This is a genomic window from Azospirillum sp. Sh1, from assembly GCF_008365135.1.
Lineage (GTDB): Bacteria > Pseudomonadota > Alphaproteobacteria > Azospirillales > Azospirillaceae > Azospirillum > Azospirillum oryzae.
Window position 1 is genome coordinate 76644 of sequence record NZ_VTTK01000026.1, and the last position, 22612, is coordinate 99255.

Below are 22612 nucleotides of genomic sequence, written 5' to 3' on the forward strand. Positions count from 1 at the left end.
CAAGGGTGCAGATGGCGCAGAGGCAATGCGTCAGTCCGGCGGCCTGACGAGATGCGTCCCGACATAGAGCGTGCGCAAGGGGGCCTGATAGCCGATGCTGTCCAGAGCCAGCACCTCGTCCCCGACGATCACTTGCGGACATTCCGGCCAGCTTCCGTCCCCCTGCCGCCGCAGAAGCTCCGCACCGACACCGGCCGTCCACAGCACCAGGATCTCGCGGACCGACGGCAGCGTGGTGTAGGTCCAGACATTCTCCCAGGTCTCGGCCTCGTTGCTGAGCGAGAGGATCTCGATCAGCAGGACCGGATCGGGCAGCGTGCGCAGACCCCGTTCATCCGGGGTGCAGGTCACGCCCAGGTCGGGGATGCGCATGTTGTGGCTGGAGCGGACGCGGGGCTGCACGCCCGGCGCGGTCACGACATGGCAGCCGGGCGCGCGGTCGGCCAGATGGTTGCCGATCAGGCGGGCGACGGTGCTTTGCAGGATGCCGTGGGTAATGCTCGCCAGCGCCATGGCGCGCGGTTCGCCGTTCACCAGCTCATAGCGCGTGTCGGTGCCGTCGCCGTTCCAGTCCAGGAACTCCGCGACGGTCATGCCTGAAGAGCTGGATTTGCGGACCGCGACCATTCCACTGTCCTCCTGCCCGTCTGCCGCGCGGGGCATCAGACCTCAAGCCTAGCCTGAGTCGCCCCGCGGCGGCCAGCGCCCCTAATTTGCCCGCCCTTACTTGCCCGAAAGCCGTGCCTTCACCAGACCACCGGCCTTGGCGAAGTCCATCTGGCCGGCATGGCGGGCCTTCAGCTCGGCCATCACCTTGCCCATGTCCTTGATGCTGGAGGCGCCCAGTTCGGTCACGATGGCGTCGATGGCGGCGGCGGACTCCTCCTCGCTCATCTGCTTGGGCAGGAAGCGTTCGATGACCGCGATCTCCTCGCGCTCCTGCTGCGCCAGTTCGGGACGGCCGCCCTGCTCGTACATTCCCGCCGACTCGTTGCGCTGCTTCACCATCGTCTGCAGCATCGACAGGATGGCCGGGCCGTCGATGCCGTCGGTCACGCCGCGGCCGCGGGACTCGATGTCGCGGTTCTTCAGCTCGGTAAGGATCAGGCGCAGGGTGGACACCGCGCGCATGTCCTTCGCGCGCATCGCATCCTTGAGGGAGTCGTTGAACTGCGTGCGCAGGGTCATGTCCAGTCTTCCTTGTTCTTCGTGCCCGGCATGCGGCCGGACAGGGCGACTATCCCGAAAGCGTCCGCCGATTTCCACACAAATGGCCCGTTTCCGCGAACGCCCGGTTCCGCCGCCGGCCGACTTTGTCCGCGGATCAGGGCCGCCTTGCAAAGCTATTGCTGGAAATCCGGCCGCCAATCGTCATATAGGATGTCCGGCCCACCCGATCAGCCCACTCGATCCCACGTCATCGCCCTCCTGGGTGGATATGGGGTGCGAGCGGTTGCGTGTGCGCGCCCGGCGGGACGCTAGGCCGTCGCCGTTCCGCCGATCACCCGATCCGTCGCCGGCCGCGGTTTTTGGGAAGGTTCATAGGAATGACTCTCGCCACTCCCCCCTCCGACAATGCGGTTCACACCGGCGTCCTGGTCCTGGCCGACGGCACGGTGTTCCGCGGCCGAGGCATCGGCGCCACGGGGGATTCGGTGGGCGAGGTGTGCTTCAACACCTCCATGACCGGCTATCAGGAGATCCTGACCGATCCCAGCTATGCCGGCCAGATCATCACCTTCACCTTCCCGCACATCGGCAACACCGGCGCCAACGCCGAAGACATCGAGACGATCACGCCGGCCGCCCGTGGCCTGATCCTGCGCGCCGACATCACCGACCCGTCGAACTGGCGCTCCACCCGCCATCTGGACGACTGGCTGAAGAGCTACGGCCTCGTCGGTCTGGCCGGCGTCGACACCCGCCGCCTGACCCGCCGCATCCGCGACCTGGGCGCGCCCAACGGCGTCGTCGCCCATGCGCCGGACGGCAAGTTCGACATCGAGGCGCTGGTCGCCAAGGCCAAGGGCTGGCCGGGTCTGGAGGGCATGGATCTGGCCAAGGACGTGTCCTGCCGCCAGACCTATGACTGGACCGAGGCCGGCTGGACCATCGGCGGCGGCTACGCCACCCAGGACAAGCCGCAGTACCATGTCGTCGCCATCGATTACGGCGCCAAGCGCAACATCCTGCGCTGCCTCGCCGCGGCCGGCTGCAAGGTGACGGTGGTTCCGTCCACCGCCTCGGTCGAGGACGTGATGCGCCACCAGCCGGACGGCGTCTTCCTGTCCAACGGCCCCGGCGACCCCGCCGCCACCGGCGAATATGCCGTGCCGACCATCAAGGGCCTGCTCGACACCGGCGTGCCGATGTTCGGCATCTGCCTCGGCCACCAGATGCTGTCGCTGGCGCTGGGCGCCAAGACCACCAAGATGGCGCTGGGCCACCGTGGCGCCAACCATCCGGTGAAGGACCTCGCCTCCGGCCGGGTGGAGATCACCAGCCAGAACCACGGCTTCGTCGTCGTTCCGGAGACCCTGCCGGCCGATGCCGAGGTCACCCATGTCAGCCTGTTCGACGGCACCAACGAGGGCATCCGCCTGAAGGGCAAGCCGGTCTTCTCGGTGCAGTACCACCCGGAAGCCTCGCCCGGCCCGCAGGACAGCCACTATCTGTTCGACCGCTTCGTCCAGCTGATCGCCGAGAAGAAGGCAGCCTGACGTCCGACTGCCAACAGGTCATGAAAAAAGGGGGAGCCGTTCGCGCGGCTCCCCCTTTTCCTATTTGGCGTTATGCTCCTTGTCAGGGGCCAGCGTCGCGGTGGTCGCCGTGCGCGGCTGGACCCGCTGGATGCCGCCATAGCAGCTGGTGCCGCCACGCCCGCCGGGTGATCCGGCGGCTTGGCCGTACTGGGTGCAATCGGCTGTCTGGCCGGCGGCTGTCGGGGTAGCGGCCGCCTTTTCGCCGCCATGCTTCTGGTCACGAGGCTTTGATTTGGGATCGTCCACAGTGGCCTCCTGGAGGTTGCGGACCATATCGATTATGGCCTCTCCTAGATTGCCAACATGGGCAGCGATCAGCGGTTCCAACAGATATGCGTCTTGCCGATCATCCGTTTTCTCACAAGCCTCCGCCGACTGCGGAGCCCGACAACCCCGCCTGCCCGCTTTGCGGACGGCAGATGGTGCCGGGCGCCAGCCTGAACGAGCATCACCTGATCCCACGCACCTATGGCGGCCGGGATACGGTGACGATGCACCGCATCTGTCATGCGAAGATCCACGCGGTGCTGACCGAACAGCAGCTGCGCGACCATTATCACGAGATCGAGGCGCTGCGCGGCCATCCCGACATCGCCGCCTTCATCCGCTGGGTCCGCCGCAAGCCGCCTGAGTTCGTTGACGGTCACGCCACCGACCGGCGGCGGCGCAAGCGCTGACCGACCTCAGCCCCGCTGCATCGCCCGCCGCGCGGCCGGCTTCGGCAGATATTCGCGGGCCTCGCCGTTGCAGACGCGGCTGACCCGCTCATACTCCTCCACCGTGTCGACCTTGGCCTGCCGGCGGTCGCGCTCGCGGCCGAACTCCTGCATGATCCGCCGCATCGCCGATTCGAGCGGCCGGCGGATCGCCGCCATCGCCTGGGTCTGGCTGCGCGAGCGCACCGGCGCCATCCCGTCGATCACCTGCTCCAGGCGGCTGCGGATCTGCGGCATCATCTCGTTCAGCAGCGCCTCGTCCACCGCGACATGGCGCATCTCATGGGCCAGAACTTCGCCATGCAGGCAGGACCCGGCCGGGATCTCGCCGGCGACATGGACGATGCGCTGCTGGAAGCCGAAGCTGATGGTCAGCGAACTGGCCGACGCGCAATAGGTGCCGTCGCCCATCGACTTGAACAGCGCCTGCACCTGTGACTGCTCGCCGTAACGCGCCTGGGTCAGCCCCAGCACATGGCTGTCGGCGGTGCTCGCCGGCCCCGGCGTCCGCCCCGGAAGCCGGGTGAGCTGGGCGATCGACAGGCTGTCGTCGCGCTTGATCGGCGCCAGCACGGTGTCGAGAGTCAGCTTGGTCGGCGGAAAGCCGCCGCAGCCATTGGACTGCGCCGCGGCCGGCATCGCCGCCAGGAGGAGACCCAAAAGGGAAAGGAACAGGAGGCGAACGGTCATCCCAGCACTGTTACCGGGAAACCGTTCGCCGACAAGAGATATGGAAGGGCGGCCAATGCCCCCAAACCTCACTTCCCCGCCTTCAGCTGCTCCCGCGTCAGCCAGAACACCTCGCCGAAGCTGTTGGCGGTCTGCAGCCACAGGAAATCCAGGTGCGGATACTCCGCCTCCAGAATCTCGCGGCCGGTGCCGAACTCGCACAGCAGCCCGCCCTCCGGGGTCAGGTGCTTGGGCGCTTCCTTCAGGATGCGGCGGACGATGTCCAGCCCGTCATCGCCGCCGGCCAGCGCCATCTCCGGCTCGGCCCGGAATTCCGGCGGCAGGGCGTCCATCGATTCGGCGTCGACATAGGGCGGGTTGGTGATGATGACGTCGTACTTCCGCGTCTTCAGCGGCGCAAACAGGTCGCCCTGGTGCAGGGTGATGCGGTCCTCGAACCCGCTGTCGGCGACGTTGCGCTTCGCCACCTCCAGCGCGTCGGGCGACAGGTCGACGGCGTCCACCTGGGCCTCGGGGAAGATACGGGCGGCCAGGATGGCGAGGCAGCCGGAACCGGTGCACAGATCCAGCACCCGCTCCACCGACGTCGGGTCCTCCACCAGCGTGAAGTCGTCGCCGCCGAACAGGTCGGAGAACAGCAACTCCCCGATGTAGGAGCGCGGGACGATCACCCGCTCGTCCACATAGAAGGGGATGCCCTGGATATAGGCCTTGTTCAGCAGGTAGGGCGCCGGCTTGCGGGTGTCGATGCGGGCATGGAGGATGCCGGCCACCGCCTCGCGCTCCGCCGCGGTCAGGCGCGAGTCCAGATAGGGGTCGAGCTGGTCGACCGGCAGGTGCAGCGTCTCCAGCACCAGGAACACCGCCTCGTCGAAGGCCGTGGTGGTGCCGTGGCCGTAATCCAGATCGGCCTCGTTGAAGCGGCTGACGCCGTAGCGCAGGAAATCGCGGATGGTCGACAGCTCGGCGGCGGCTGCCGCGGCGGTGTGTTTGGTGGTCAGCTTGCTGGTCACTGGGCGCAGGCTCCGGTCAGGAACGGGAATAGGGTCAGAGGATGTCCAGCACCGACTCCGGCGGACGGCCGACGCGGGCGCGGTCGCCCTTCACCACGATCGGGCGCTCGATGGCCGCCGGATTGGCGGACAGGGCGGCGACCAGCGCCTCTCCGTCCAGATCCTTGGGCAAGCCGGCCTCCGCCGCCTCCTTGGCGCGGGTGATGTCGCGCGGCCCCTTGCCCAGCTTGGCGAGGATGGCCGACAGCTCCGCCGGGCCGGGCGGGGTCTTCAGATACTCGATCACCGTCGGCTCGACGCCGCGCGACCGCAGAAGCTCCAGCGTCTCGCGCGATTTGCTGCAGCGCGGGTTGTGATAGATCGTCACGTCGCTCATGGCAGGCTTTCCAGGGTTGGGCAGGCTTGCTCGGTTTGAAGAGCGGTCAGACTGATACACCCAACCCGCGCTCCGCGCCAATCCGGCATGCGGAAACGGACGCCGCGGCGCAACATCCCTCAGGTGACAAGGGATGGCTTTGGTATTACTTTGCGCGCTCGCTTTTCCGAAGGCCCGTGCGCGCCGTAACCCGGTGGGCGGGCCATGCGGAACAGTTCCGATGCCCAGATACGGATGCCGGCCGTGACCAAGCTCTCGCTCTCCAAGGACAAGATCAACATCCTCCTTCTGGAAGGTGTCCACGACAACGCCATCGACGAGCTGGCCCGCGGCGGCTATGCCTCCGTCGAGCGGCTGCCGCGCGCGCTGGACGAGGCGGAACTGCTGGAGCGCATCGGTTCGGTCCACATCCTGGGCATCCGCTCGCGCACCCACCTGACCGCCAAGGTGCTGGAAGCGGCGAACAAGCTGATCACCGTCGGCTGCTTCTGCATCGGCACCAACCAGGTCGACCTGAAGGCGGCGCGCCGCCAGGGCGTGCCGGTGTTCAACGCCCCCTATTCCAACACCCGGTCGGTGGCGGAACTGGTGATCGGCGAGATCATCATGCTGATGCGCGGCATCTTCGAGAAGTCGCAGCTGGTCCATGGCGGCGGCTGGATGAAGTCGGCCAAGGACTCTTACGAGATCCGCGGCAAGACGCTGGGCATCGTCGGCTACGGCCACATCGGCACCCAGGTGTCGATCCTGGCGGAAGCCATGGGCATGCAGGTCCGCTTCTACGACACCGTGCGCAAGCTGGCGCTCGGCAACGCGCGCGCCTGCGACTCGCTGGAGGAGCTGCTGTCGGTGTCCGACGTGGTGACCCTGCATGTGCCGGACACCGCGCAGACCCGGAACATGATCGGCGAGCGTGAACTGGCCGCCATGAAGAAGGGCAGCCACCTGATCAACGCCGCCCGCGGGCAGGTGGTGGACATCGAGGCGCTGGCCGCCGCGATGAACTCCGGCCACGTCCTGGGCGCCGCCATCGACGTCTTCCCGGTCGAGCCCGGTTCGGACAAGGACGAGTTCCAGAGCGCGCTGCGCGGCATCAAGACCGCCATCCTGACCCCGCACATCGGCGGTTCGACGATGGAGGCCCAGGCCAACATCGGCACCGAGGTGGCGCAGAAGCTGATCGAGTATTCGGACAACGGCTCCACCGTCGGCGCGGTCAACTTCCCGCAGGTGGCGCTGCCGGTGCAGGCCGGCTGCACCCGCTTCCTGCATGTCCACGAGAACCGTCCGGGCATCCTGCGCAAGGTGAACGAGGTGTTCTCCGGCCGCGACCTGAACATCGCCGCCCAGTATCTCCAGACCGATCCGGAGCTGGGCTATGTGGTGGTGGACGTCAACGGCGACGTCGACGAGCTGGAGGTCACCAACGACCTGCGCGCCATCGAAGGCACCCTGAAGGCGCGCTTCCTGTTCCCGTCGCAGCGCTGACCGAATAGGGGGAGGGGGAGTGCCCGAGGGAGACGCAACCGTCCCCCCTTGGGAACCCTTCCCCCGCCGCCCGGTTGTCCACTCATGATGCTGCGCCGCAGCACCAGCCCGAGAGGACGACCGCCATGACCAACCGCCACTCCACCATGCTCAAGACCCTGGGCATCACCGCGCTGGCGCTAGGCGGGCTGGCCGTCGCCAACACGCTGGCCGCGCGGGCGGCCGAGCGCCGCTATCCGCCGGAAGGCCGTTTCCTGACCGTCGACGGCGTCCGCCTGCATTACATGGAGGCCGGCGAAGGCCCGCCGGTCGTGCTGCTGCACGGCAACGTCTCCGCCCTCGGCGATTCGCTGGCGAGCGGCCTGTTCCAGCGGCTGGCGCGGAATCACCGGGTGATCGCCTTCGACCGTCCCGGCATGGGTCACAGCGACCGCCCCAAAAACCGCTCCCATGGCCGCGACTGGACGCCGGAGGATCAGGCCGACCTGCTCGCCCGCGCCTTCGACGCGCTGAACATCGAGAACGCCGTGGTGGTCGGCCACTCCTACGCCACGCTCGTCGCCCTGGCCCTGGCGCTGGACCATCGCCGGGCGGTGAAGGGTCTGGTGCTGATGGCCGGCTACTACTTCCCGACCAGGCGGGTGGACGCGGCTCTGGTGGCGCCGGTGGCGATGCCGGTGCTGGGCGACCTGCTGCGTTATACGCTGTCGCCGCCGTTCGCCAAGGCGATGATGCCGGCGATGCTGAAGACGCTGTTCTCGCCGCGGCCGGTGCCGGACCACCTGACGGACAGCTTCCCCGCCGCTTTGACGATCCGGCCGAGCCAGCTGCGCGCCAACGCCCAGGACGGCGTCACCATGGTGCCCGCCGCCGAACGGATGCAGCACCGCTATGCCGAGGTGACGGTCCCGGTGGCGATCTTCGCCGGTCATGGCGACCGCGTCGTTGAGCAGGAGGAACAGAGCGGCCGGCTTCACCATGTCCTGTCCGACAGCACCCTGCATTGGGTGCCGGACTCCGGCCACATGGTGCATTACGCCGATCCGGATCTGGTGGTGCGCCGGATCGACGAGTTGTCAGCCGAAAAGGCGGCGCCGCAAGTCTCCGTTCACAGATAGCGCCGCATCAGGACGCTGCCGCCCTGGTGCGGCAGGCGGGGGTGCCAGGGGATGTCGGCGCGGCCGATCTCCTCGAATCCCTCGCCGGCGTACAGGTGGCGGGCCGGCTCGTTGTCGGCCCAGACATGCAGGGTGACGCGGTCGAAGCCACCGGTCCGCGCCCGCTCGTAGAACCAGCCGAGCAGCCGCCCGGCGATGCCCTGCCGCCGCCGGTCCGGATCGACCGCCAGCGCCGACAGGAAATAGCTGCCCCAATCCAGCGTTTCGGAAAATTCGGCCATATGGGCGACCCGGTCGGGCGGCAGGCCGCTGTAATCCTCCGTCCGGATCCAGTCGGTGGGGTAGCCGTGGGCGACGCCGACCACCTGCCCGTCCAGTTCCGCCACTCCGCTTTGCCGGTGCGACAGCGACCCGCTGCGCCCGGCCAATCCCGGAACCAGCATCTCCGCCGCGGTCATTCCCGGCATCAGCCCGTCGAGCAGAAATTCATAGACCCCGCCCCCGGCAATGTCGATCAGCCGAGCCAGCTCCGGTGCGTCGTCGGCATCGGCCGGGCGGATGCGGAGACGGTCGTCGGTCAATGCAGGGCTCACGGCGGGAACCTTCGATCAGGAGAGCGGCCGAATAGAAGAGGCCCTCCCGCCGCGGATTTCCAGCCCCTTTCGTGCGAACCGGCCCGCTCGGCCCCAATCCGCTCAGCCCCAACCCGATCAACCCTGATCGGCGGCCCGGTTCAGGTCGTCGCGCAGCCGCAGCAGCGCATCGCGGAGCGACATCAGTTCCTCGGCCGAATTGCCGGCGGCGGCGGCAATCCGCGTCGGCAGGCATTCGGCCTTGGCCCGCAGAGCCGCACCCTCGGCGGTCAGGCCGATGCGCATCAGCCGTTCGTCCTGCGGATCGCGGGCGCGGGTGAGAAGCCCCTGCCCTTCCATCCGCTTCAGCAGCGGGGTCAGCGTGCCGCTGTCCAGCCCCAGCCGCTCGCCCAGAAGCTTCATCGACTGTCCGTCCTGCTCCCACAGCAGCAGCATGATCAGATACTGCGGATAGGTCAGGCCAAGCTGCTCCAGCATCGGGCGGTAGACGCGGCTCATCGCCAGATTGGCCGAATAGAGCGCGAAGCACGCTTGGTTGGAGAGCAGAAGCGGGTCGTCCTTGTCGGCTGCCATGATGCGTGAACCTTGGAAAGACGGCGCGGAGAAGGCGGCGTGGAAAAGATGGCGCGCCGCCGGGATGCCGCGCGTCGATCGATTGTGCATCCCGCACAATCGCGCGCAACAGCCCGGCAGCGCAATGCCGAAGGCTTTTCGCCTCAGGCGATACCCTCAAGATCCGGCCTTCAACTCCACCGTCAGGCGACGGTCGTGGTGACCGGGATGTTGCCCTTGGTGGCGTGGCTGTACGGGCAGACCTTGTGGGCACGGGCCAGCAGGTCCTCGGCGGCGGCCTTGTCCATGCCCGGCAGCGAGACCACGAAGTCGACGGTCAGGCCGAAGCCCTCACCATCGTCGCGGGCGCCGATGCCGACCGTGGCGTTCACCGTCAGGTCGGCCGGAACGGCGATCTTGTCGCGGTTGCCGACGAACTTGATGGCGCCGATGAAGCAGGCCGAATAGCCGGCGGCGAACAGTTGTTCCGGATTGGTGGCGCCGCCTTGGCCACCCAGTTCCTTCGGCGCGGCCAGCGCGACCGACAGCAGGCCATCTTCGCTGACGGCCTTGCCGTCACGGCCACCGGTGGCGGTCACCTTGGTCGAATACAGGGTCTTCATGGCGTGTGCTCCTTCACAGATTGGATTGGCTGGGTTTCCGGGGCGGCGGTTTGAACCGGCGCCCGTCGATCTCGTGAGAAGAACTATTGTGCACAATTGAACTGCACGCAATCTATTTTATCGTGCGCAATCAGATTGTGTGCAATGTGTGTGGCGCATGGCGCTGCCCTGGAGCCGGATCACCCATGCTGGATGCGGGTTAGCCCGCATACCTGAGTATTGCCATTTGTTAACGACGCCACGGTTAATGCCTAGCTTGTGTCGGCGTCGTGACCTTCCGGCCGCTCATTCCGCCCCATGAGAGTGCCATGAAACTATCCAGCAAAATCCTGCTGCCGGTCCTGGTCCTGTCCATTGTGTCGGCCGCCATCGGCGGCACCTCGGTATGGGGGTTGAACCGCATCGCCGCCGCCAACCAAGCCCTGATCCGGACGGATCGGATGGTCCTGACCGCATCGGAACTGCGGTCGATCAGTAGGTCCCTGCAGCGTGACGCCTTGAACCTTATTTCCGAGGACGCTGCGACGCAGGCGAAGATCAGCGAGCGGTTCGGCGACCGCATCGAAGACATGGCGGACACCAACCGCCGGCTCGACCGGCTTCTCGCCGCGTCGGGCAATCCGGCCGCCGGACAAATCGGCCCGCTGCAGGTCAAGGTGATGGAGGCTCTGGCCAAGACGCAGGACCTCGCCCTCGCGGGGCAGCGCGACGCCGCAGCCGCCCTGTTCCGCAGCGATGTGCGCAACGGCGAGCGCGCGGCCTCGGCCCTGACCGATCCGATCATCGACACTGGGACGAAGCGGATCGCCCAACTCACCGAAGCGGTGGAGGAGACCGAGAGCTTCGTGAAGGTCACCGTGGCGGCGGTTGGGCTTATCGGCATTCTCGCCGGCGCCCTGCTCTCCCTGCTGATTGCCCGCCGCAGCGTCGTGGAACCGCTGGCCCGCCTGACCGCGAGCATGGGACGCCTTGCCCGCAAGCATCACGGCGTCGACCTGACGGATGCGGCGCGCGGTGACGAGGTCGGCGCCATGGCCACCGCAGTCGTCACCTTCCGCGACGCGCTGCAGACCGCCGACCGGCTGGAGGCCGAGCAGGCGGCCGACCGCACCGCCAAGGAACGGCGCACGGCCGAGGTGGAGCGTCTGGTCCGCCATTTCGAAGCGACCGTCAGCGGCATCTTGCACACGCTGTCGTCCGCCGCCACCGAACTGAGCCAGACGGCGCACAGCATGTCGGGCATCGCCGACCAAACCAATGCGCGTGCAACGGCGGCGGCCCAAACGGCGGTCGAGGCCTCGTCCAACGTCCAGGCCGTCGCGGTGGCGACGGAGGAGCTGACCGCCTCCATCACCGAGATCAGCGGGCAGGTGTCGCGCTCCACCGCCATCGCCGATCAGGCGGTGAGCGAAGCGCAGCAGACCAATGCCCAGGTCCAGGGGCTGGTCGAGCAGGCGCAGCGCATCGGCGAGATCGTGCAGATGATCAACGGCATCGCCACCCAGACCAACCTGCTGGCGCTGAACGCCACCATCGAGGCGGCACGGGCAGGAGAAGCGGGCAAGGGCTTCGCCGTGGTGGCGTCGGAGGTGAAGAGCCTCGCCAACCAGACGGCCAAGGCGACGGAGGACATTGGCACCCAGATCGCCTCGATGCAGGGCGCCACCAACGGCGCGGCCCAGGCGATCGGCGGCATCAGCCGGACCATCGCGACGATCAGCGAGGTCGCCACCTCCATCGCCTCCGCCATCGAGGAGCAGGGAGCGGCAACGGCCGAGATCGCCCGCAACGTTCAGGAGGCCTCCAGCGGCACCGCGTCGGTCAGCGCCAACATCGGCGGCGTCAGCGAGGCGGCCGCCCAGACCGGCGCCGCGGCCAGCCAGGTGCTGGGCGCCTCGGGCGAGCTCTCGCGCCAGTCGGAACTGCTGCGCCTGGAAGTGGAGACCTTCCTGAGCGGCATTCGCGCCGCCTGACTGGCCCCGCTCTCTCGCACCCAGGAACCGGCGCGTGAGGGGGCGAGCATGACGGCGCCGCGTGCGCAGATGCTTGGCCGGGCTGCCCGATGTCCGGGCCAACTTTCCGGTGGCGTCGGCAGTCGCGAAGGCCCATTCCCGGCCCTTGACCCCCGTCTCCGCGAAGGAGCAGCCGTCGCGCACCCATGCGTCGATGACGGGCAGAGGCCCGGAGCCGTACATCGGCGATTTCGTTCGTACTCAAAATGTGACGGTCATCACTGCCGGCGCACGCTCGGAGGGCGATGCTGGCTGCTCGAAGACACAGTGGAATGCCGGCTATTCGACATGCTCAGGACCAGCAGGATCGGGATGTCTCAGAAGCCCCAGCCCGTGGCGATCTGCCTGGAATGCGGAACGCCGTACCTTGGGTTGGAGGCAATCACGGACGGATGCAGGACGCGAACTTCTGCCGGCCGATGCGACGGCGAGGTCGTTGCCCGATGGCGCAACGAGGATTGGATCGTCTGCCCATCCTGCGACGGTGGCGGCTGTCCGGAATGCCGTGATCTCGGCTGGTTGCCCGTGCCGCACTGAAGCGGCGCGCAACGCGGTGGAGGCGATCCCGATGAAGGACTTCGCCCACGCGGCGGCGTCACCAAGTCGCAAACAAGAGTCGCAAACGGACAGGGCAGCAGCGCCGAAAGCAACCCCGGACGCGGGCAAAGAAAAAGCCTTGGAACCGTTGGGTTCCAAGGCTTTTCCGGTCCTTCCGGAACTGGTCGGAGCGACAGGATTTGAACCTGCGACCCCCAGACCCCCAGTCTGATGCGCTACCAGGCTGCGCTACGCTCCGTCAACTTCACCGCAGTGCTTGCGGCTTGGCTCCGGAAGGGAACGGGACTATAGCCGCGGGCTTTTGCCGATGCAACATCTCCCGTGATGATTTTTCAGCTTTTTTTGCTCCCCATTTCGGACAGGCGGGAGAGCACCGATCGCAGCGATTTCAGCTCGTCCAACACCATGGTGATCTCGTGACGCACCGCGTCGGACAGGGGCGGCTGGTCGGCGCTGGCCTCGCCGCCGTCATCGGATTCGTCAACGGTGAAAGCTTCGACATCCGGCGCCTCGTTGCCGTCGTCCGTGTCTTCGGGCAGCGGCGGCGTCGGATCGGACATCCGCCCTTCCTTCAACAGGCGCTGAACGCCCTTGATGGTGTAGCGGTCCTCATACAGCAGCGCCTGGATGCGCCGCAGAAGCTCGACATCCTCCGGCCGGTAATAGCGTCGGCCGCCGCCGCGCTTCAGCGGGCGGATCTGGGGAAACTTCGTCTCCCAGAACCGCAGCACATGCTGAGGCACGTTGAGATCGGTCGACACCTCGCTGATGGTGCGATAGGCCGTGGCGGATTTCATGACCGGATCAGGCCGCCTTCCGGCGATGACCGAAGGCGGCGGTCCGCGGAACGGCACGGCACGGCGATGGACGGGGCATCCGAATCATCGGAAACGGCCGGCGTCAGGACAGCGCCCGCGCGGGCGTCGGCGCCCCACCCTCCTGAACCTCGTTGATGCGGTTCTTCAGCACATGGCTGGCGCGGAAGACCAGGACCCGGCGCGGCAGGATCGGCACCTCTTCCCCGGTCTTGGGATTGCGGCCGATTCGCTCGCCCTTCTGGCGGACCTGAAAGCTGCCGAAGGACGAGATCTTCACCATCTCCCCCCGGGCGAGCGCATCGGAAATCTCGTCCAGGACGGTTTCGACCAGATCGGCCGATTCATTGCGCGAAAGACCGACCTCCTGATAGACGGCTTCGCTCAATTGCGCGCGCGTGACGGTGTTTTGCGACATTGTTCGACCTCCCCCCGCAACCATTGCGAAGACGGTAATCCGGGGGAAGAAGGTCCGTCAATTCAAAAGCTTGGCAGCCGCAAACGGCCCGGCCGAAGTCCGGCCGGGGTTGCAGCGCAGCATGGCAACGGGGGGACTGGAAAGGGACGCCGGCGGCTTACCAGCGGATCAGCGCCGACCCCCAGGTCAGGCCGCCGCCGATGGCTTCCATCAGGATCAGGTCGCCGCGCTTGATGCGGCCGTCGGCCACCGCCTCGCCCAGCGCCAGCGGGATCGACGCGGCCGAGGTGTTGCCGTGGCGGTCAACCGTCAGCACCACCTTCTCCGGCGACAGCTTCATCTTGCGGGCCAGCCCGTCGATGATGCGGCGGTTCGCCTGGTGCGGCACCATCCAGTCGATGTCGGTCGACTCGAGGCCGTTGGCGACCAGAGCCTCCTCCACCACCGCCGACAGCTTGGACACGGCGTGGCGGAAGATTTCCTGCCCGTGCATGCGGACATGGCCGATGGTGCCGGTCGACGATGCGCCGCCGTCGACATAGAGCAGGTCGTATTGGCTGCCGTCGGAATGCAGGTGGGTGGACAGCACGCCGCGGTCGGACGAATCGCCCTTGCCTTCATAGGCGTCCAGAACGATGGCACCGGCACCGTCGCCGAACAGCACGCAGGTGGTGCGGTCGTTCCAGTCGAGAAGGCGGGAGAAGGTTTCCGCCCCGATCACCAGGGCGCGGCGCGCCTGACCGTTGCGCAGGAAATTGTCGGCCACCGACATGGCATAGACGAATCCGGCGCACACCGCCTGGATGTCCATGGCGAAGCCCTTGGTCCCCAGCGCCGCCTGCACCTTGGTCGCCGTGGCCGGGAAGGTGTTGTCGGGCGTGGTGGTGGCCAGGATGATGCAGTCGATGCTGGCGGCCGGCACGCCGGCATGCTCCAGCGCGCGGATCGCCGCGGCGATGGCGAGGTCGGAGGTCTTCTCCCCCTCCGCGGCGATGTGACGGGACTTGATGCCGGTGCGCTGGACGATCCATTCGTCCGACGTGTCGACCCGCTGTTCCAAATCCTTGTTGGTGACGACGTTGGACGGCAGGAAGATACCGCAACCCAGAACTCGGGAACGCATGACCATTGTTCAGCCCGCCGCCGCCTTCGTGTCGGGAAGAGGGTTCGCGTCGGCTATGCGCCCCATCTCTTCCTTGATGCGTTCGTTGAAGCCATGCGTCGCCAGATTGACGGCGACCGCGACGGCATTGGCGAAGCCGACCGCGTCGGTGCCGCCATGGCTCTTCACGCAGACGCCGCGCAGGCCCAGGAACATCGCGCCGTTGTAGCGGCGCGGGTCGATCCGCTCGCGGAAGCGCTTGAAGGCGCCGCGTGCCAGCAGATAGCCGATCCGTGCCAGGAACGACGTCGCGAAGGTCCGGCGCAGGAACTCGGAGAACAGCTTGGCCGTGCCCTCCGCCGTCTTCAGCGCGACATTGCCGGTGAAGCCGTCGGTGACGATGACGTCGACCGTTCCCAGCCCGATGTCCGTGCCTTCGACGAAACCATGGAAGCGGCCGGGCAGCGGCATGTCGCGCAGGCTGGCCGCCGCGGCACGCACCACCTCGTTGCCCTTCATGTCCTCCGACCCGATGTTCAGCACACCGATCGACGGCTCCGGAAGGCCCAGGATGGCGCGCGCGAAGACGGCCCCCATCACGGCGAACTGGACGAGATTTTCCGGCTGGCATTCGGCGTTGGCGCCGAGGTCCAGCATCACGCTCTCGCCCCGCTGCGTCGGGAAGAAGGAGGCCATCGCCGGCCGGTCGATGCCCGGCAGCGTCTTCAGCACGAACTTCGCCATCGCCATCAGGGCGCCGGTGTTGCCGGCCGACACCACGCAGGCAGCCTCGCCCGCCGCGACGGCGTCGATGGCAAGCCTCATGCTGGACTGGCGACCGGCGCGCAACGCCACTGCCGGTTTGGCGTCACCGGCCACGAAGTCGGCGGTGTGGCGGATTTCCGCCACTGCCTTCAACGCAGGCCGCTGGCTCAGCAGCGGTTCGAGCCGCTGCTGGTCGCCGTACAGCAGAAAGCGCACGTCGGGATGGCGCTCCCGCGCGATGTCCGCCCCGGCAACGACCATGTCGGGGCCGAGATCGCCACCCATGGCATCCAGGGCGATGGTCAGGCGCTGGCTCACCGCGAACAGGCTCCCCGGCTTGGACCCCGGCAGGGGCGACCAGCGCCCCCGGTCATCGGGACCTCAGACAACGCGATCCGGATCAAGCGGCCGCGGTGCCGCTCTGAACCACTTCACGCTGGTCGTAATGGCCGCAAGACCCGCAGACGTGGTGCGGACGCTTCAGCTCGCCGCAGTTCGGGCACTCGTTGTACGCCGAGGTCGGCAGAGCGTGGTGCGAACGCCGCATGTTGCGCCGCGACTTGGAGGTCTTCTTCTTCGGAACAGCCATGACCGTAAACTCTCTTCATTGGAAAGGGCGGCCCGAACAGGGGCCGCCCAGCGCGAGCGGCATTCAATAAGGCAAATGCCCCCAAAGGGCAAGCCCGAACAACCCCCATTTCGCAACCCCGCGCCGCTCATTGGTGGGGGTGGAAATGCCGGCCCTTATACAAGGCGCGGCGGGGAAAGCAACAGTCCGATCAGTCCCGCGACTTCAACTGTTGCAGAACGGCGAAGGGATTGGGCTTTTCAGGCTCTTCCGCCACCTCTTCCTCCGCCGGGTCCTCGCCCTCATGCTCGCGATAGTCCTCGAATTCCACGCCCTCGGCATGAGGATAGGGGTCGAGACCGAGCGACAGGTGCTGCGCCGTCAGTTCGCCGATGTCGATTCGGTTGCTCTCCATCGGCTCGGGAATGTCCTCGTCCGACAGGGACGGGTCGAAATCGATCTCCAGCCCCTGGTCCTCGATCATCGACGGCGGGGCGAACAGCGCATCGAAGCTCTCGCTGACATGGGCGGGCACCGGCTCCAGCGTGACGACGCAGGTCTGGACCACGTCGGCCTCCAACCGGCCGGAGACGCGGATCATCTGGCCGCCGCGCACCGCGCGCAGTTTCACCGTGGCGGTCAGGCTGCCGATCGCCTCCAGCTCCAGCCGTTCGGCCAGCGCCTTGCGCTCCGTCTCCGTCGCTTCGATGGTCTCGATCACGTCGGCGCGGCGCACAGCGTCGGCAGGGACGATGCGCGAGAATTCCGGGGCCGGCAGGGCACCGTTGGCAGGACTCATGGCGAAAGACTCTCTGATCGAAAACCGGAACGGCCGGCGCGACGGGCGACCGGCATCACTCAAGTCACATGCAGCCGCCGCACCGGAAAGGCAAGCCCTCAAGCATCGGAAGGCCCACAGCGCCCTTCATATATAGTGTGAGCCTCACGCCGGCACCGGGGCGAAGCGGACCTCCCCCTGCATCAGCGACTCCAGCGGCTGGGCGTCGAGCGCCGCGGCGCAGGCGCGGACATAGGCGGCCATGGCCACCAGCACCCCGTCCGGCACCGGGTCCACCGTGCCGTAGAGGTTGTTGTCCAGCGCCACCTCCAGCCTGCCGTCGTCGGAGTCGGCCAGCGCCTCGTCATAGGCGCGGATTCGCCCGGCCATGCCGCGCGCCATCGTCTTGACGCGCCGGGCGATGCCGCTGTCGCCGACCCCCATCTCCAGCAGCGACTTCTCGAAATCGTCGACCATCGTCTCGTAGAGGCGCTGCGACAGTTTGCCCGCCTCCGCACCCTGGCCCTTCAGCCGGCGCATCACCAGCAGCAGATGCAGCGCCACCATCTCGAACCGCCCGTCGAGCGTATCGGGCACGGCGAGCGCACTGTAGAAGGCCGGCTCGCGGGCCCGGCCGACGATGGCGGTGAACAGACCGCCCACCGCCGTGGCGTTGCGGGCACGCGCGCCGCCGCCGATCCCGGACATCAAAGGGGCCAGCAGACGGCCGATAAAGCTTCCTGACACGAACGGCAGCCCTTCCCCGACTCGGAGTCTCGTTGACAGGGCGAAGCAGCCGGTGCGATTGTCCCGCACGGAGACTGTCCACAGCCGTGGACGGCCTCACTGCCCCGCCGGCTCCATCATAGCCCGAGCACCATGACCAGATCGAACTTTTCCGCCCCCCGCACCGTCATTCGCACCGCCCTGCTGGGCAGCGTCCTGCTCGCCGGCCTCGCCGCCACCGGCTGCTCGCCCATCGTCGCCACCCGCGGCAACCTGACGGACCCGCAGCTGGTGGCAGAGCTGCAGCCGGGCCAGAGCCGGCGCGACGACGTCGCCGCGGTGCTGGGCACCCCGACCTCGGTCGGCACCTTCGATCCGAACGTCTGGTACTATATCGGGCAGAAGACAGAGAAGACCGCCTTCTTCGAGCCGGAAGTGACGGAGCGCCGCGTCGTCGTCGCCCATTTCGACGACACCGGCGTCCTGCGCGAGATCAAGACGCTCGACAAGTCGGCTGGCCAGGATGTCGATCTGGTGGAACGCACCACCCCGACCGCCGGCCGCGAGATGGGCTTCCTGGAACAGATGATGGGCAACGTCGGCCGCTTCTCCGCCAAGGACACCAAGGGCAAGGGCCCCGGCAGCTGATAGCCTAGCCGACAGCCGGGCTATCCGTGCCCGTTCACCCCGATACAGACACCGACCTGCGCCACATGCGCGCCGCCCTGTCGCTCGCCGCGCGCGGGCTGGGGCGGACTTGGCCGAATCCGGCGGTCGGCTGCGTTCTGGTCCGCGACGGCGCCGTGATCGGCCGCGGCTGGACCCAGCCCGGCGGCCGGCCGCATGCCGAGACGGAGGCGCTGGCCCGCGCCCGCAGCCTCTCCGGCGGGACCCATGAGGGAGCGGAAGGCGCCACCGCCTACGTCACGCTGGAACCCTGCAATCACTATGGCAAGACGCCGCCCTGCGCCCTGGCGCTGGTCGAGGCGAAGGTGGCGCGCGTCGTCGTCGCCTGCCAGGACCCCGACCCGCGGGTCGCCGGCGGTGGCCTGGCCCGGCTGCGCGATGCCGGCATTGCGGTCACGACCGGCGTCTGCGAAGCCGAGGCGCTGGCCCTGAACGAGGGCTTCTTCAACCGCATCACGCTGGGCCGCCCGTTGGTAACGCTGAAGGTCGCCAGCACGCTGGACGGCCGCATCGCCACCGCCACCGGCGAGTCGCAGTGGATCACCGGCCCCACCGCCCGCGCCTGGGGCCACCGGCTGCGCGCCAGCCACGACGCCATCCTGGTCGGCATCGGCACCGCGCTGGCCGACGATCCCGAACTGACCTGCCGCCTGCCCGGATTGGAAGACCGCAGCCCGGTGCGCGTGGTGGTGGACAGCAGCCTGCGCCTGCCGCCGACGGCGAAGCTCGCCACCAGCGCCGGCCGCATCCCGACCTGGGTCGTCACCGGTCCTTCCGCCGATCCCGCCCGCACCCAGGCGCTGACCGCTCTCGGCGTCGAGGTGATCCCGGTTGCCACCGACGCTGACGGCCGCGTCGATCCCGCAGCCGCGATGACCGCCCTCGCCGCCCGCGGCATCACCCGCGTGCTGGTGGAGGGCGGAGCGTCCATCGCCGGCGCCCTGCTCGGCGCCGGGCTGGTCGACCGGCTGGAGTGGTTCCGCGCCGCCTCGCTGATCGGCGGCGACGGGCTGCCGGCGGTCGCCGGCTTCGGAGTCGAGGCGTTGGCCGCCATGGCGCGCTTCGAACGCACCGCCGTCCGCAGTGCCGGCGCCGATCTTGCCGAAAGCTACCGCCGGATCCCCGCCAAAGCATCGGTCTAGCCGACGCAACAGACCGTTGCGCCGTCCGCGGTGTCGCGCGCGCTTCCCCTGGCCGCGAAACCTGCTAAATTCCCCGCATGTTCACCGGAATCATCACCGATGTCGGGCGCGTCCAGGCCGTGGAGCGGCAGGGCGACACCCGGTTCACCATCGAGACCGCCTTCGACACGGAGACGATCGCGATCGGGGCGTCCATCGCCCACAACGGCGTCTGTCTGACGGTCATCGAAAAGGGACCGGGGACCTACGTCATCCAGGCGTCGGGGGAGACCCTGTCGAAGACGACGCTCGGCGGGTGGGAGCCCGGCACGCGCGTCAACCTGGAACGCGCGCTGAAGGTCGGCGACGAGTTGGGCGGGCACATCGTGTCCGGCCACGTCGACGGCGTCGGCCGGCTGGTCTCGATCCGCCCCGAAGGCGAATCGCTGCGCCTGACCTTCGAGGCGCCGGCCAACCTCGCCAAATACATCGCGCCGAAGGGTTCGATCGCCATCGACGGCGTGTCCCTGACCGTCAACGAGGTCGAGGGCAACCGCTTCGGCGTCAACATCATCCCCCACACCCAGACCGCGACCACCTTCGGCGGGCTGAAGGAGGGCGATCCGGTCAATCTCGAAATCGATATGCTGGCGCGCTATGTCGCCCGGCTCGCGGGGCAGGAATGACGTCCGAGTTTCACAAGTACCTGTCGACGGCCGAAGAGATCATCGAAGAGGCGCGTCAGGGCAGAATGTTCATCCTGGTCGACGACGAGGACCGGGAGAACGAGGGCGATCTGGTGATCCCCGCCTCCTGCGCCACGCCGGAAGCGGTGAACTTCATGGCCAAGCATGGGCGCGGCCTGATCTGCCTCACCATGGACCGGCCGAACATCGAACGGCTGCGCCTGCCGCTGATGGCGCAGCAGAACGCCTCGCGCCACCAGACCGCCTTCACCGTCTCGATCGAGGCGCGCGAGGGGGTGACCACCGGCATCTCGGCTGCCGACCGTGCCCGCACCATCGCCGTCGCCATCGACCCGGCGTCCGGCCCGCAGGACCTCGCCACCCCCGGCCACATCTTCCCGCTGCTGGCGCGTGACGGCGGCGTGCTGGTCCGCGCCGGCCATACGGAGGCGTCGGTCGACATCGCCCGGCTGTCCGGCCATTCCTCGTCGGCGGTGATCTGCGAGATCATGAACGACGACGGCAGCATGGCCCGCCTGCCGGATCTGGTGCAGTTCGCCCAGTTCCACGGGCTGAAGGTGGGCACCATCGCCGACCTGATCGCCTATCGCCGCCGCACCGAGACCATCGTCGAGCAGGTGCTGGCCGGCACGCTGGACAGCCGTTACGGCGGCCGGTTCCAGTCCTATGTCTACGTCAACAAGATCCAGTATGCGGAGCACATCGCGCTGGTTCGCGGCGACATCTCCGGCGACGAGCCGGTGCTGGTCCGCATGCATGCCCAATCGGTTCTGGACGACGTGCTGGGCGACCGCAATTCCGGCCGCGACAACGAACTCCACGCCTCGATGGAGCTGATCGCCAAGGAAGGCCGCGGCGTCGTCGTGCTTCTGCGCGAGCCGAACCCGAACGGCCTCTCGGTCACGCTGAAGGCCCGGCTGGAAGGTCAGGCCAGCAGCGTGCCGGAACTGCGCGACTATGGCATCGGCGCGCAGATCCTTCTGGATCTGGGCGTGCGCAAGATGGTGCTGATTTCCAACCGCAAGAAGCCGATCATCGGGCTGGAGGGCTATGGCCTGACCGTGGTCGGCCACCGCGCGGTCGGCGCCACCGCCGATGGAACGGGCGCCGCCGGCCCGGGCGACGACTGAGGAAGGGACTGGTCGCCGCCGGATGACCGACACGCCCCACATCATGGTCGTGGACGCCCGCGTCCACGAGGACATCGCCGACGAGCTGGCGCGTGGCGCCGTCGCGGAACTGGACCGCGCCGGCGCCACGCACATCCGCTATGGCGTGCCCGGCTGTCTGGAGCTTCCGGCGGCGATCATGTACGCCATCCGCTCCATGGATTTCTTCACCGCCCGCAAGCGCTTCGACGGCTATGTCGCGCTCGGCTGCGTGATCCGGGGCGAGACGACGCGCTACGACACGATCTGTGCCGAAAGCGCCCGCGGCTTGCAGGATCTGGCGCTGCGTTACAGTCTGGCGGTCGGAAACGGCATCCTGACGGTGGAAAACCGCGAGCAGGCCTGGGCGCGGGCCAATGTCGGATCGGTCAATATGGGCGGCCGTGCCGCGCGGGCCTGTCTTGACATGATTGACCTGAAGCGCAAATTCCGCCTCTATCCGCGCTGACCCCGACATCTCCTCTCTTTTAGCGACTGCAGATCATGAGCAACGACGACGCGGGCAGCCCCGTGACACCCGATCACGCCCCCAAGGGCGGCGACTCCAAGGGCAAATCGAAGTCCCGCAAGAACAAGACCGGCGGCGGCTCCGCCAAGGCGCGCCGCAAGGCCGCCCGTCTGGCCGCGGCCCAGGCGCTGTACCAGATCGATCTGGCCCAGGCCCCGGTCGAGAATGTCGTCGGCGAGTTCGTCGCCCACCGGCTGGGCGAGGAGATCGACGGCGACAAGTTCGTCGCCGGCGATCCGCAGCTGTTCGCCGACATCGTGCGCGGCGTCGTCCATCGCCGGGCCGAGGTCGACGGGGTGCTGGGCGCCGCGCTCGACCCGCGCTTCCCGCTCGACCGGCTGGAACTGCTGCTGCGCGCCATCCTGCGCGCCGGCGCCTATGAGATCGCGGTCCATATGGACACCCACCCGCGCATCCTCATCAGCGAGTATGTCGACGTCGCCCGCGCCTTCTTCTCCGGCCGCGAGCCGGCGATGGTGAACGGCGTTCTCGACCACGTCGCCCGCGCACTCCGCGCCGACGACCTCGCCAAGCCCGACCCCGGCCGCGGTACGGGCGAGGAGTGATCCTGTAAGAAGTCCCCTCTCCCCCCCGGGGAGAGGGTTAGGGTGAGGGGGGTGCACCGCGTGACTGTTACAAGAATCCACCCTTTGCATCCCCCCCCCCCCCCCCCCCTCCCCCCGGGGGGGGGGGGGGGCCCCCCCCCCCCCGGGGTCGGGCCGCCGCCCCCCCCTCCCCAACCCCCGG

27 protein-coding genes and 1 tRNA gene are annotated in these 22612 nt (G+C 67.9%); 11 read left to right on the plus strand and 17 right to left on the minus strand.

Annotated features, from left to right (window positions below):
• Positions 1–30: 30 nt before the first annotated feature.
• Together FZ029_RS22810 and FZ029_RS22815 are read right to left on the minus strand one after the other, a co-directional pair.
• Positions 31–663 carry a Uma2 family endonuclease gene (locus tag FZ029_RS22810; protein ID WP_247892454.1) on the minus strand — a complete coding sequence of 211 codons (633 nt, stop codon included), beginning with the start codon at positions 661–663 and terminating at the stop codon, positions 31–33.
• Positions 664–723: 60 nt separating this feature from the next.
• On the minus strand, positions 724–1188 hold the full coding sequence (locus FZ029_RS22815) for a GatB/YqeY domain-containing protein (protein WP_149272059.1): 465 nt from the start codon (positions 1186–1188) through the stop codon (positions 724–726).
• A 359-nt stretch (positions 1189–1547) separates the two neighbouring features.
• Here FZ029_RS22815 and carA point away from each other — a divergent pair, with 359 nt between their 5' ends.
• Positions 1548–2720 (plus strand): glutamine-hydrolyzing carbamoyl-phosphate synthase small subunit, encoded by a 1173-nt coding sequence (gene carA / locus FZ029_RS22820; protein ID WP_149272060.1) that lies wholly within the window; start codon positions 1548–1550, stop codon positions 2718–2720.
• Between the two features lie 60 nt (positions 2721–2780).
• On the opposite strand, the gene FZ029_RS22825 is transcribed toward carA, so the two are convergent.
• Positions 2781–3035 carry a hypothetical protein gene (locus FZ029_RS22825; RefSeq protein ID WP_149272061.1) on the minus strand — a complete coding sequence of 85 codons (255 nt, stop codon included), beginning with the start codon at positions 3033–3035 and terminating at the stop codon, positions 2781–2783.
• Between the two features lie 146 nt (positions 3036–3181).
• Here FZ029_RS22825 and FZ029_RS22830 point away from each other — a divergent pair, with 146 nt between their 5' ends.
• A complete protein-coding gene (locus FZ029_RS22830) occupies positions 3182–3439 on the plus strand; it encodes an HNH endonuclease (protein ID WP_149272062.1) in 258 nt (85 codons plus the stop codon).
• 6 nt (positions 3440–3445) lie between these two features.
• Here FZ029_RS22830 and FZ029_RS22835 read toward each other — a convergent pair whose 3' ends face one another.
• The 3 genes from FZ029_RS22835 to arsC form a co-directional block, all read right to left on the minus strand.
• Positions 3446–4168, minus strand: coding sequence for a hypothetical protein (locus FZ029_RS22835; RefSeq protein ID WP_149272063.1), 723 nt, complete (start codon positions 4166–4168; stop codon positions 3446–3448).
• Between the two features lie 68 nt (positions 4169–4236).
• A complete protein-coding gene (gene prmB, locus FZ029_RS22840; RefSeq protein WP_246457494.1) occupies positions 4237–5181 on the minus strand; it encodes a 50S ribosomal protein L3 N(5)-glutamine methyltransferase in 945 nt (314 codons plus the stop codon).
• A 34-nt stretch (positions 5182–5215) separates the two neighbouring features.
• Positions 5216–5557, minus strand: a complete 342-nt coding sequence (gene arsC / locus FZ029_RS22845) for an arsenate reductase (glutaredoxin) (protein WP_149197278.1) — start codon at positions 5555–5557, stop codon at positions 5216–5218.
• Between the two features lie 243 nt (positions 5558–5800).
• Between arsC and serA the strand changes: the two genes are divergently transcribed.
• A complete protein-coding gene (gene serA / locus FZ029_RS22850; protein WP_149272064.1) occupies positions 5801–7045 on the plus strand; it encodes a phosphoglycerate dehydrogenase in 1245 nt (414 codons plus the stop codon).
• 125 nt (positions 7046–7170) lie between these two features.
• Positions 7171–8163, plus strand: a complete 993-nt coding sequence (locus FZ029_RS22855; RefSeq protein ID WP_149272065.1) for an alpha/beta hydrolase — start codon at positions 7171–7173, stop codon at positions 8161–8163.
• On the opposite strand, the gene FZ029_RS22860 is transcribed toward FZ029_RS22855, so the two are convergent.
• The 3 genes from FZ029_RS22860 to FZ029_RS22870 all read right to left on the minus strand — a co-directional run bounded on the left by FZ029_RS22860 (position 8154) and on the right by FZ029_RS22870 (position 9931).
• Entirely contained in the window at positions 8154–8756 is a 603-nt protein-coding gene (locus tag FZ029_RS22860; protein ID WP_149272066.1) for an N-acetyltransferase, read from the minus strand. The two genes, FZ029_RS22855 and FZ029_RS22860, sit on opposite strands and share 10 nt — an antisense overlap.
• A gap of 117 nt (positions 8757–8873) precedes the next feature.
• On the minus strand, positions 8874–9329 hold the full coding sequence (locus tag FZ029_RS22865) for a MarR family transcriptional regulator (RefSeq protein WP_149197282.1): 456 nt from the start codon (positions 9327–9329) through the stop codon (positions 8874–8876).
• A 182-nt stretch (positions 9330–9511) separates the two neighbouring features.
• Entirely contained in the window at positions 9512–9931 is a 420-nt protein-coding gene (locus FZ029_RS22870) for an organic hydroperoxide resistance protein (RefSeq protein ID WP_012973667.1), read from the minus strand.
• Between the two features lie 308 nt (positions 9932–10239).
• Here FZ029_RS22870 and FZ029_RS22875 point away from each other — a divergent pair, with 308 nt between their 5' ends.
• Positions 10240–11904, plus strand: a complete 1665-nt coding sequence (locus FZ029_RS22875; RefSeq protein WP_149272067.1) for a methyl-accepting chemotaxis protein — start codon at positions 10240–10242, stop codon at positions 11902–11904.
• 758 nt (positions 11905–12662) lie between these two features.
• Here the strand turns inward: FZ029_RS22875 and FZ029_RS22880 are convergent.
• The 8 genes from FZ029_RS22880 to FZ029_RS22915 all read right to left on the minus strand — a co-directional run bounded on the left by FZ029_RS22880 (position 12663) and on the right by FZ029_RS22915 (position 17694).
• Positions 12663–12739, minus strand: a tRNA-Pro gene (locus tag FZ029_RS22880).
• 94 nt (positions 12740–12833) lie between these two features.
• A complete protein-coding gene (locus FZ029_RS22885; protein WP_149272068.1) occupies positions 12834–13298 on the minus strand; it encodes a MerR family transcriptional regulator in 465 nt (154 codons plus the stop codon).
• Between the two features lie 103 nt (positions 13299–13401).
• Positions 13402–13734: an integration host factor subunit alpha gene (locus FZ029_RS22890; protein WP_085088899.1), complete on the minus strand. Its 333-nt coding sequence runs from the start codon at positions 13732–13734 to the stop codon at positions 13402–13404.
• A gap of 157 nt (positions 13735–13891) precedes the next feature.
• Positions 13892–14863 (minus strand): beta-ketoacyl-ACP synthase III, encoded by a 972-nt coding sequence (locus tag FZ029_RS22895; RefSeq protein WP_149272069.1) that lies wholly within the window; start codon positions 14861–14863, stop codon positions 13892–13894.
• 3 nt (positions 14864–14866) lie between these two features.
• Positions 14867–15919: a phosphate acyltransferase PlsX gene (gene plsX, locus FZ029_RS22900; RefSeq protein WP_149197286.1), complete on the minus strand. Its 1053-nt coding sequence runs from the start codon at positions 15917–15919 to the stop codon at positions 14867–14869.
• A gap of 82 nt (positions 15920–16001) precedes the next feature.
• Positions 16002–16190: a 50S ribosomal protein L32 gene (rpmF, locus tag FZ029_RS22905; RefSeq protein ID WP_012973646.1), complete on the minus strand. Its 189-nt coding sequence runs from the start codon at positions 16188–16190 to the stop codon at positions 16002–16004.
• A gap of 190 nt (positions 16191–16380) precedes the next feature.
• A complete protein-coding gene (locus FZ029_RS22910; protein ID WP_149272070.1) occupies positions 16381–16968 on the minus strand; it encodes a DUF177 domain-containing protein in 588 nt (195 codons plus the stop codon).
• A gap of 144 nt (positions 16969–17112) precedes the next feature.
• Positions 17113–17694, minus strand: a complete 582-nt coding sequence (locus tag FZ029_RS22915; protein ID WP_247892455.1) for a ubiquinol-cytochrome C chaperone family protein — start codon at positions 17692–17694, stop codon at positions 17113–17115.
• 132 nt (positions 17695–17826) lie between these two features.
• Here FZ029_RS22915 and bamE point away from each other — a divergent pair, with 132 nt between their 5' ends.
• The 6 genes from bamE to nusB all read left to right on the plus strand — a co-directional run bounded on the left by bamE (position 17827) and on the right by nusB (position 22431).
• Positions 17827–18321: an outer membrane protein assembly factor BamE gene (bamE, locus tag FZ029_RS22920; protein ID WP_149197288.1), complete on the plus strand. Its 495-nt coding sequence runs from the start codon at positions 17827–17829 to the stop codon at positions 18319–18321.
• A gap of 26 nt (positions 18322–18347) precedes the next feature.
• On the plus strand, positions 18348–19502 hold the full coding sequence (gene ribD, locus FZ029_RS22925) for a bifunctional diaminohydroxyphosphoribosylaminopyrimidine deaminase/5-amino-6-(5-phosphoribosylamino)uracil reductase RibD (protein ID WP_348771135.1): 1155 nt from the start codon (positions 18348–18350) through the stop codon (positions 19500–19502).
• A 77-nt stretch (positions 19503–19579) separates the two neighbouring features.
• Complete coding sequence (locus FZ029_RS22930) at positions 19580–20167, plus strand: riboflavin synthase (protein ID WP_149272072.1); 588 nt, start codon at positions 19580–19582, stop codon at positions 20165–20167.
• Positions 20164–21318 (plus strand): 3,4-dihydroxy-2-butanone-4-phosphate synthase, encoded by a 1155-nt coding sequence (gene ribB, locus FZ029_RS22935; protein WP_149272073.1) that lies wholly within the window; start codon positions 20164–20166, stop codon positions 21316–21318. The genes FZ029_RS22930 and ribB overlap by 4 nt, the downstream gene beginning before the upstream one ends.
• A gap of 22 nt (positions 21319–21340) precedes the next feature.
• The gene (gene ribH, locus FZ029_RS22940) at positions 21341–21805 is read left to right on the plus strand and encodes a 6,7-dimethyl-8-ribityllumazine synthase (protein WP_149272074.1); all 465 of its coding nucleotides are present in this window, start codon (positions 21341–21343) and stop codon (positions 21803–21805) included.
• 35 nt (positions 21806–21840) lie between these two features.
• Positions 21841–22431, plus strand: coding sequence for a transcription antitermination factor NusB (nusB, locus tag FZ029_RS22945; protein WP_109151537.1), 591 nt, complete (start codon positions 21841–21843; stop codon positions 22429–22431).
• The last annotated feature ends 181 nt before the right edge of the window (positions 22432–22612 follow it).